The organism is Pseudomonas sp. EA_35y_Pfl2_R5 (assembly GCF_963970805.1).
Taxonomy (GTDB): Bacteria; Pseudomonadota; Gammaproteobacteria; order Pseudomonadales; family Pseudomonadaceae; genus Aquipseudomonas.
On record NZ_CAXAOW010000019.1, the window covers coordinates 48,364 to 57,651 of the forward strand.

A 9,288-nucleotide genomic window follows, 5' to 3' on the forward strand; every position below is an offset into this window, starting at 1 on the left:
GGAAGGGTAGCGAAAAGCATTGCTAAGGGGAATGCCGGCAGGGCAGGGCGGTGAGGAATGTGCCGCGTTTGCCCGAGAAAGCTTGTATACGCGTTGCATCACAGCCTTGGTACTTCGCTTGTGCAAGGCAGGTGGCCCCAGTACCATTACGGCTCTCTTTTTCCGGCAGGAGCGGTTGCATGATTGCGGGCAGTATGGTGGCACTGGTTACGCCCATGGATGCACAAGGTGGTCTTGATTGGGACAGCCTGAGCAAACTGGTGGATTTCCACCTGCAGGAGGGCACCAATGCCATCGTCGCAGTCGGCACTACCGGCGAGTCGGCGACCCTTGAGGTGCCTGAACACATCGAAGTGATCAAGCGCATCGTCGATCAGGTTGCCGGGCGCATTCCGGTCATCGCCGGCACCGGTGGTAACTCCACCCGTGAATCGGTCGAACTGACCCGCGCTGCCAAAGATGTTGGCGCCGATGCCTGCCTGCTGGTCACTCCGTATTACAACAAGCCGACCCAGGAAGGCCTGTACCTGCACTTCCGCCATATCGCTGAGTCGGTTGCGATCCCGCAGATCCTCTACAACGTGCCAGGTCGCACGGTCTGCGACATGCTGCCGGAAACCGTCGAACGTTTGGCCAAAATCGACAACATCATCGGTATCAAGGAAGCCACCGGCGACCTGCAGCGCGGCCAGGAAGTACTGGATCGCGTAAGCAAGGACTTCTTGGTCTATTCCGGTGATGACGCTACCGCCGTCGAGCTGATGCTGATGGGCGGCAAGGGCAATATTTCGGTAACCGCCAACGTCGCCCCGCGCGCGATGAGCGACCTGTGCGCTGCAGCCATGCGTGGCGAAGCCGCCATTGCCCGGGCGATCAATGATCGTTTGATGCCGCTGCACAAGGCGTTGTTTATCGAATCCAACCCGATTCCGGTGAAATGGGCTCTGCATGAAATGGGTTTGATGCCAGACGGTATCCGTCTGCCACTGACCTGGCTCAGCCCACGTTGTCATGAACCGCTGCGTCAGGCCCTGCGCCAGTCCGGCGTATTGGTTTAATTGAGGAATTACTACGCATGAAGCGACTCACCGGACTCTCTGCTCTGGCCCTGATCATCGTTGGGACCAGCGGTTGTGGCTGGATCTATGGCGAAAACGGCTATTTCCGTGACCGTGGCAGCGACTACCTCGAAGCCCGTCAGACGGCCACGATGCAAATCCCGCCAAACGTCGACGCCAAGCGCATCGACCCATTGCTGCCCGTGCCGCAGCAGGTCGCGACTACCACCGATACCGGCGAATTTATCGTGCCGCGCCCGCAAGCCCTGACTGTAGCCGGTGATGCTAGCGAGTTCAGCCTGCAGAAGAGCGGCGAATCGCGTTGGGTCGTAGCGCAGCGCGTACCGGCTGAAGTCTGGCCTGTGGCGCGTCAGTTCTTTGCTGACAACGGTTTCCAGATTGCAGAAGAACGCCCACAGACCGGCGAATTCAGCACCGCTTGGCAGCGTTTTGATGCCCTGTCGGAATCTATGGCGCGTCGTCTGAGCAGCCGTGTATCCGGTGTGAGCCCTGAAGCTGAAACCCGCGTGCGGGTGCGTATCGAGCCAGGGGTGCAGCGCAATACCAGCGAAATTTTCGTGGTCAGCGCCGAGCGTCCAGCCGGCAGTACTGCCGATGTTGCCTTCACCAACCGCAGCAGCAATCCAAGCCTGGATGCCGCGCTGCTGGATGAAATGCTCGTGACCCTGGCGCGCAGCGCCGAGCAGGGCGGTTCGGTCTCCCTGCTGGCTGCTCGTGATTACGATGCGCCGAATCGCGTCAGTCTGTCCGAAGACGGCAATGGCAACCCGGTGCTGAGCCTGGGTGCCGATTTCGACCGCGCCTGGTCCGGTGTCGGGCGTTCCCTGGAAATGGCTGATGTGCGCATCGACGACATCAACCGCAGCCTCGGCGTGTACTACATCAACCTCGCTGAGCGCGCGCAGAAGCCGGACGATAAGCCGGGATTCTTCGGCAGCGTGTTTGGCAGCGCACCAAGCAAGGAAGAGATCGATGCTCGTGCCGAGCGCTATCAGGTACGCCTGACCGCCGTTGGCGACAGCGTGCAGGTCACCGTGGAAAAAGACCTCAACACCATTGCCCCCGCCGATGTGGCGCGCAAGGTGCTGGACCTGATCCAGGAAAACCTTGGCTGACAGCAGGCCACTGCTGCACCGGCACAACCAATAGGCGAAACCCGGCGGGTTTCGCCTGTTTTGTTTACCAAAGGCGGAAACTCCGACATGAGCACAGACACCACCCTGAGCCTGAAGAAAATCTATTCGGGCAAAGTTCGTGATCTATACGAGATCGACGACAAACGCATGCTGATGGTCGCCACCGACCGCCTTTCGGCATTCGACGTGATCCTCAGTGAGCCGATCCCGGACAAGGGCAAGATCCTCACCGCCATCTCCAACTTCTGGTTCGACAAGCTCAAGGATTTGGTGCCTAACCACTTCACCGGTGACAAGGTCGAAGACATCGTCCCCGCCGCCGAACTGCCGCTGGTGGAGGGCCGTGCAGTAGTTGCCAAGCGCCTTAAACCGGTCGCTGTGGAAGCTATCGTACGTGGCTATATCGTCGGCTCCGGCTGGAAGGAATACCAGAAGAGCGGCACCGTCTGCGGCATCCAACTGCCAGCGGGCCTCAAAGAAGCGGCCAAATTGCCGCAACCGATCTTCACCCCCTCGACTAAGGCCGCCGTGGGTGACCATGACGAGAACATCAGTTTCGAACAGTGCGAAGCGATCATCGGTGCAGAGCTGGCCGCCAAAGTGCGCGACACCTCCATTGCCCTGTACAGCGCAGCAGTGGAATACGCAGCCACGCGCGGCATCATAATCGCCGACACCAAGTTCGAATTCGGCCTCGACGAAGACGGCACCCTGACCCTGATGGACGAAGCCCTGACCCCGGACTCCAGCCGCTTCTGGCCAGCGGACAGCTATGCTGAAGGCACAAACCCGCCAAGCTTCGACAAACAGTTTGTGCGTGACTGGCTGGAGTCCACCGGCTGGAACAAAGAACCACCAGCCCCCGCAGTGCCCGCCGACGTCGCGCAGAAAACCGCCGACAAATACCGCGAAGCCCTGACCCGCCTGACCGTCTAAATCGCTGCAACACGCGGGTCACCTCGACAGAAAGGGGCGCTACGGGGCCCCTTTTTTGTGGCTTTCGATCTGCGCTGCGCTTGCGACATGGATTGACCGGCCTGAAACGCGAAGCCCCTGACTTCGCTAAAAAGTCAGGGGCTTCGGTACTGCTATATGGCGGGAAGATAGGGATTTGAACCCTAGGTACCATCGCTGATACAACGGATTTCGAATCCGTCCCGTTCGGCCACTCCGGCATCTTCCCGTGGCGGCGCGCATAATAACAGCTGAAGTACGTTTGGCGAACCCCTGGTTTGAAATTTTTCGCATACTTTCAGATGCTTGCGATCAAAGGCGGTGAGCAGGGGCGAAATCTGGAAGGTGGAAGGTGGAAGGCTAAACAATCGCCCATCAAGGCATGTGCTTATCCATCTTCTCTAGCCGCCTCATGGCCCAGATATGTGCTGTGTCTTAGCTAAGGCCGTTGCGGTCCGCCCAGGATTCGACGGTTTCAACGTCCTGTTGCGGGCCTATCAGCCTCGAAGGTTCCAGCACTTCCAGTTCCATGCTCGTTCCGTCACTATTCGTGTGGATTTCCACGTTAAGTGGAAAATTGCTCTATCCAATTTGACTTTAGTCGAATCGAATCATATTTGGATTGAGTCAATTGGATAGAGCCAATATAGATGATTTTGGAATGATAAAAGAACGCGTAATAACTGTTCTGAGACACAGCGGAATGAAGCTGCCTCAACTGGAGCTGCAGACAGGTATAAGCAGGTACACGTGGAGCAACCTGAAGAATCCGGCTAAGACTCGAGAGATCAAGGCGGAAGAGATTGAAGCTGTCGTAGGGCTATACCCACAATTTGCGCTTTGGATCGGAAGCGGGAACATTGCGCCAGAGGCTGGACAAATCAGTCCTGAATACGAAAAGGCCGATTCAAACTTGCCCAATCAAAACGCGGGATAGCGATTAAAACGGAAGTAGCTAGACGCTGGTATGCCCGACGATGAATTGAATTAGCGCATGTGGAGATTTTTGTGGGGATTGAAAAAAGATACAAAAAAGTAAGCGATTATACAGAAGCGGAGATGCAGGCCATAAAGGCTGAGGCTGATTACAAATATTATGAAAGTCTTGGGCGGAAGAAAAATGAAAAGGCTTTGTATATATTGATTCCGGCTATATCCGCGCTTTCAGCTTCTGCATTTTTAGTGTTTTCGCCTGGAAATATTGAGATACCTTCTACGTTAGGGGCTCTCGCAAATGCAATTTTCAATACGAAACTAATTTTTGCAGGCATTGCTGTTGCTTTGGTTGCATATTTTGTGAATGTCTTCTTTTCTTACTTGAAGCCAGAAATGCTTTCCTATTCTGATAAGGGGAGTAAGCATGATTTTAGTGTTGAGGTTTTATTAAGTGGTTATGAAAGAAAGCTAGCTTATGTTGAAAAGAAATTTGATTCAATTATTGAGAAATTGCAAAGCGGAAGTATTAGTGGTGAGATTTTTAGTAAGGATGAAAAAGCGAAATACTAAATGACCTCAAAGATAAGCTAGAAGCTAATACGTTTGAAGAATATTTCAGCAGATTAACTGCCACTATAAAGGAAGGTCATAAATTTAAGCAGCGAGAAGATGTTTTTATAAAAACCATTTCAAGGCTGGAGCTCGAAATACAAAATCAGTCAAAAAGAGGGAATGTGAATTTACTTCTTGGGATATTTACGACTGTATTTGGCGTGGTTATTTTAGGGTATTCTGTTTTGCAAGCGCCATTATTCACAAGCGGGGTTGAAATTGCTGCGCACTTTTTGCCAAGAATATCTCTGGTAATTGTGGTTGAGGTTTTCGCATATTTCTTTTTGAAATTGTATAAGCAGAGCCTTGATGAGATTAAATATTTTCAAAATGAAATGACTAACATTGAAAGTAAATATTTGGGTTTGTATATTGCGACAGAGGGTGGGCTTGAGGAAGGTGTATTGAATTCAATTAATCAGCTTTCATCCACTGAGAGAAATTTCTTGTTAGATAAAGGGCAGTCTACTGCAAGTATTGAGCTTAAGAAAATCGAAGCGACTAGTAATGGTACTGCAATGGAAAAGCTTTCTTCGATAATTTCTGACTTGGTTAAGCTGAAGTAATTATAAATTTTATAAGGCTATATTCGGGATATAAAGCAGGGAAGCAAGCATGAAATTAGATTGGGATGATACACCGGACTATATACGCAACAACAAGAAGCAATCCCCATGGCGTACGCTCGTCATTCTGGGCGTTGGCTCTGCAATCACATGGGGGCTGATCGCGCTATTTGCCAAGCCAATCGTCATCGACGTTAACCAGCTTAAGCAGGCCATCCGTGTTGGCGGCCAGCGGCAACGCTATACCATCCAATAGTTTCAATAACATCAATATCGCAGCACTGCGAAATAATTATTCATTCAAGGGAATGAGCATGACAGAAGAAAAGAAACTCGAAGGTCTGGGCGGATGGTTGATTCTGGTAGGGCTTGGGATAGTTGTTAGCCCGCTTAGAATGATTGCAGAATACTATCCGATGTACCGAGACTTGTTTGCAAATGGCGATTTTGCGCTATTAACGACACCTGGAACGGAGTATTACACTCCTGGCATGGCGCCATTGTTATACTCTGAGCTTCTCATAAATTGCCTTCTTGTTGTCGCTTGGGTATGTGTGGCTTTTTTGTTTTTTACAAAAAGAACATTGTTCCCTAAGGTTTATATCGGGATATTGGCTTTCACGGTGTCTTTCATATTGGTAGACGCAGCTGTTGTTAGTTTTGTTATCCCAGATATCGAAATATTCGACCCTGAAACGGTGAAGGAGTTAGGCAAATCAGCTGTAACAGCTGCAATCTGGATTCCATACATGATGGTTTCAGAGCGGGTAAAAGCAACATTTGTTAGGTAGGTTAACGGCAAGGAAGCAGTGATGAAATCCGACTGGGATGATGCGCCGGACTATATACGCAACAGCAAGAAGCAATCCCCATGGCGTACGGTCGTCATCCTGGGCGTTGGCTCAGCGATCACATGGGCTCTGATCGCGCTATTTGCCAAGCCAATCGTCATCGACGTTAACCAGCTTAAGCAGGCCATCCGTATTGGCGGCCAGCCGGTTTTCAGCGAGCAGCCAGCCCAAACCTACAGCGAACCCCTGCAACCCATCCAAGAGGCCCCAGCGCCTTTCGAGCCCGTGCCACAGGTTGCACAGCCATCGCCTAGCCAAGCTGATATTGAATGGTCAGAGCAGCAAGCCGCGCTAGCGGTGCAGCGAAGCCAGAACTCATTCAACGACAGTAACTACACACCCAAACAACCGGCCAGCACCTACACGCCGCCAACCTACACACAGGTTGCAGCGGCCAGTACCAGTACGGAAAGAAAGACAAACACCGTAAGGCGAGAGCACACCTCACAGTGGATCAAGAGCTGGAATGGCGGCACGAACTACCTAGCCGAGTGGGTAGCCGTCAATAACTACATCGACAGCAGCAGCGTATGCGCCAACCACCGCAAAGGCTCAATCGACTACCGCGAATGCCGCAAAGCCGCCAAACAGCACTACCACGAAGAATGCAGATCATGGCGAGCACGCTACGACAATGATCGCCAGGATCATAGTGATCGTATGAAACAACGTTATTGCTCAGCATCGAGCAGTTTTAGCCCGATGGGGTAACTAAAAGCCCCATGAAAAAGTAGGGCCGCAATACAGCACTGTGTTGCACGCAAAGATCATAGTAAGAAGATAGCCGCCTAAGGTGCCTACGCATCCAATAGTGAACCCGCCTCCAATGGCCCAGCCCGTGTTGCTCTTGGAATAAATCAGAGCAGCAATTACGCCAGCGCCTGCACCCATTAAACCTAGCGGAAAGTCGACGCCAGGGCCGTGCAGGTTAAGTGATGAAATACGGATTGACCTAATTACAGTCGCAATAAAAGTAGCAACTGCAATACCTGAGAGAAAACCTTTGGTGGGCTGGAAAATATTGCTAAGCAAAATGCAGGTTGATGCAAAAAAATAGGCATATGCGGCAACCCATGAAGGCATGTCCTCACTGCTGTTAAGCAGGAAGGCTATTGTTGTCAGGTGTGTTATGCCAAGTGCGACTGGCATATCGTATTGTTTTAGCAATTTTCCATTGATCAATTTGGTGGCTCCGTAGCCTTAAAGGATTTACTCTGCCACGCAGAATGATGCTGTTTTTCCATTTGAAATTGCCGAGCCAAGCCATACGCCGGGTCCGCAACCATAAAAATTACCGATGTTTACCCAGCCTTCAGTGAGGGTCGTTGGTTCGTTATTTTGGAAGCTTACTTTTTTATAGTTTTTGCAAACGGGTAGTTTTAAAGGGATTGGAACTATTGCCCATACAGTAGCACCGCACCATTTGCGATCTGATTCTAAAGTCACATCACCATTTTCGGGATGATCACTTTTGCTCCAGTGGTGCTTCGTGCCATTTAAATAGTATAAGTCTGGTGCTTTTGAGGTTTTAGATTTCTGAGTGTCTGTGTGTATTCCAACGCATCCGTATAACGTTATTAGCAAGATACATAAGGCCGTGGTTTTCATGCAGTACCTGAGGGGCATAAATTAAATAAGCCAACTCCGCAATGTGGCTGTATTGTCATGACCTGCTTTTAATAACTATCTAAGGAGTGCGGTTGTCAATATGTTGATATGATTGGCAGGTTATGATTAGGTTAATAACAGCTTTTAGAAGCCTGTTAAATAAACCTCGTATGAGTCATGCTCGACAATAGGCGCGTTATTGCAGCATCCGCATAAAAGTTCAAAATTCCTGCTTGCACCGGCGGAGATTTCACCTTTTATTAGCTCGTCGCACTGCTTTACGAAATCCCCATTTAAAAATAGGTCTACGTTAACGTTTACATTGTTCGCAGGCTTGTCAGACACGTTGGTAACTTTTCCTAAGATAACAAGGCGATCATTGCGCTCGATCTTGCGATGCTCGATGATTTCTACGGCGCCATCCTCAAATGAATAACGACTCATAGCAACCTCGGTGGTCTTTATAACTAGGTAATAGTATATGCCTCCGGTAATCAAGCCAAAGCCGATACCGTACAGCATTCCATGAAATATCTTTCTAAGTATAGATTTCATTCGGCTTCCTTGCTCTTGAAGGCGAGTAATTTTATTTGGCGCAGTTGCATTCGGTAGCAATTACTTGAAGGTCTGTGATGTATTGGTTTGTGGCTTTTTCTACAATTGGCTGATTTAGCTCTTGAAAGTGTTTGGTGAAATTAGTCAGTGCGATGCGACCAACTTTAATTTCTTTTTGGGCGAGAGGTGAAGAGTAGAAGGAAATCAGTTGATCTAATTCCTCTTCTGTAAAGCCTGGGCCATAAAAATCTGCCCAGACAGTGATCATGTCTTGTGGCGTCCATGGTGCAATGGTGCTTTCAATGAATTTTTCACTTGCTAGATCAAACCGGCTCTTGAAGTCTGCATTGGGTGCAAGGCTTGTCATTATTTGCCCCATTATCTGCTGGCTGATTTTCTTGTTGTATTCCTTGCTGCTTTCGATTTGCTGTGCCCAGGTATCAACAAGGCCCTGTGCTTTCAAAAGCTCTGCGATTTTTTGATTTTTGCCATCGGCGAAGGTTTGGGATGCGATGAGAAGGGTTAGTGCTGCGATGAGGTAACGCATGCTGCGATCTTCCTTGAGCAGGTGGTTGGTAAATCAGATAGGGGTGGCCAACACTGACTAGCGGGGTAAGCCATGGGCCGAGAATGGTACTAGCTCTGAGGAGATACGGCACGGGCAAGAAAGCGATGGTGTCGAAAACACTGTGTTGAATTGAGCCGAAATGAGCGGGTAAGGGGAGCGGAAAGTCCGTATTGAGCGGGTTTGGCACGTACTAAAACGCTCACAGACGGGTTCAAATCCCTATCTTCCCGCCATATCGAAATACATAAAGGCCCTGAAATCGTTAAAGATTTCAGGGCCTTTTGTTTGTAGCTAATAAAAGGCTATGTCCCAAGACCGTGTTGCAAGGACTAAGCTTTAAGGCAGACATCCGCTTGTGAGGTCAGCCCACCATGGATACTCAAGCCTTTCAGCGCTGGTTGGCCCAGGTGAGCCAGCTCAGTG

At 50.3% G+C, this 9,288-nt stretch carries 12 protein-coding genes, 1 tRNA gene and 1 pseudogene; 8 read left to right on the plus strand and 6 right to left on the minus strand.

Features of this window, described 5'->3' with window-relative positions:
- Positions 1 to 179: 179 nt before the first annotated feature.
- From dapA to AACX99_RS20535, 3 genes are all read left to right on the plus strand, one after another.
- Positions 180 to 1,058 (plus strand): 4-hydroxy-tetrahydrodipicolinate synthase, encoded by an 879-nt coding sequence (dapA, locus tag AACX99_RS20525; protein WP_275963535.1) that lies wholly within the window; start codon positions 180 to 182, stop codon positions 1,056 to 1,058.
- A 17-nt stretch (positions 1,059 to 1,075) separates the two neighbouring features.
- Positions 1,076 to 2,194 (plus strand): outer membrane protein assembly factor BamC, encoded by a 1,119-nt coding sequence (gene bamC / locus AACX99_RS20530; protein WP_339414278.1) that lies wholly within the window; start codon positions 1,076 to 1,078, stop codon positions 2,192 to 2,194.
- Positions 2,195 to 2,281: 87 nt separating this feature from the next.
- The gene (locus tag AACX99_RS20535) at positions 2,282 to 3,151 is read left to right on the plus strand and encodes a phosphoribosylaminoimidazolesuccinocarboxamide synthase (protein ID WP_339414279.1); all 870 of its coding nucleotides are present in this window, start codon (positions 2,282 to 2,284) and stop codon (positions 3,149 to 3,151) included.
- A 157-nt stretch (positions 3,152 to 3,308) separates the two neighbouring features.
- Here AACX99_RS20535 and AACX99_RS20540 read toward each other — a convergent pair.
- A tRNA-Ser gene (locus tag AACX99_RS20540) sits at positions 3,309 to 3,398 on the minus strand.
- A gap of 209 nt (positions 3,399 to 3,607) precedes the next feature.
- Positions 3,608 to 3,700, minus strand: a pseudogene (locus tag AACX99_RS20545) (DNA-binding protein); the annotation flags it as partial.
- A gap of 477 nt (positions 3,701 to 4,177) precedes the next feature.
- Between AACX99_RS20545 and AACX99_RS20550 the strand changes: the two are divergent.
- The 5 genes from AACX99_RS20550 (at position 4,178) to AACX99_RS20570 (ending at position 6,845) form a co-directional block, all read left to right on the plus strand.
- On the plus strand, positions 4,178 to 4,675 hold the full coding sequence (locus AACX99_RS20550) for a hypothetical protein (RefSeq protein ID WP_339414280.1): 498 nt from the start codon (positions 4,178 to 4,180) through the stop codon (positions 4,673 to 4,675).
- 164 nt (positions 4,676 to 4,839) lie between these two features.
- Entirely contained in the window at positions 4,840 to 5,283 is a 444-nt protein-coding gene (locus tag AACX99_RS20555; RefSeq protein WP_339414281.1) for a hypothetical protein, read from the plus strand.
- A gap of 49 nt (positions 5,284 to 5,332) precedes the next feature.
- Positions 5,333 to 5,539, plus strand: a complete 207-nt coding sequence (locus AACX99_RS20560; RefSeq protein WP_339414282.1) for a hypothetical protein — start codon at positions 5,333 to 5,335, stop codon at positions 5,537 to 5,539.
- Between the two features lie 58 nt (positions 5,540 to 5,597).
- Positions 5,598 to 6,074, plus strand: a complete 477-nt coding sequence (locus AACX99_RS20565; RefSeq protein ID WP_339414283.1) for a DUF2569 domain-containing protein — start codon at positions 5,598 to 5,600, stop codon at positions 6,072 to 6,074.
- 21 nt (positions 6,075 to 6,095) lie between these two features.
- Positions 6,096 to 6,845 carry a hypothetical protein gene (locus AACX99_RS20570; protein WP_339414284.1) on the plus strand — a complete coding sequence of 250 codons (750 nt, stop codon included), beginning with the start codon at positions 6,096 to 6,098 and terminating at the stop codon, positions 6,843 to 6,845.
- On the opposite strand, the gene AACX99_RS20575 is transcribed toward AACX99_RS20570, so the two are convergent.
- The 4 genes from AACX99_RS20575 to AACX99_RS20590 all read right to left on the minus strand — a co-directional run bounded on the left by AACX99_RS20575 (position 6,846) and on the right by AACX99_RS20590 (position 8,844).
- Positions 6,846 to 7,316 carry a hypothetical protein gene (locus AACX99_RS20575; protein ID WP_339414285.1) on the minus strand — a complete coding sequence of 157 codons (471 nt, stop codon included), beginning with the start codon at positions 7,314 to 7,316 and terminating at the stop codon, positions 6,846 to 6,848.
- A gap of 27 nt (positions 7,317 to 7,343) precedes the next feature.
- On the minus strand, positions 7,344 to 7,742 hold the full coding sequence (locus AACX99_RS20580; RefSeq protein ID WP_339414286.1) for a hypothetical protein: 399 nt from the start codon (positions 7,740 to 7,742) through the stop codon (positions 7,344 to 7,346).
- A gap of 144 nt (positions 7,743 to 7,886) precedes the next feature.
- Positions 7,887 to 8,297, minus strand: coding sequence for a hypothetical protein (locus tag AACX99_RS20585; protein WP_339414287.1), 411 nt, complete (start codon positions 8,295 to 8,297; stop codon positions 7,887 to 7,889).
- Positions 8,298 to 8,328: 31 nt separating this feature from the next.
- Complete coding sequence (locus AACX99_RS20590) at positions 8,329 to 8,844, minus strand: DUF2059 domain-containing protein (RefSeq protein WP_339414288.1); 516 nt, start codon at positions 8,842 to 8,844, stop codon at positions 8,329 to 8,331.
- Positions 8,845 to 9,288: the final 444 nt, after the last annotated feature.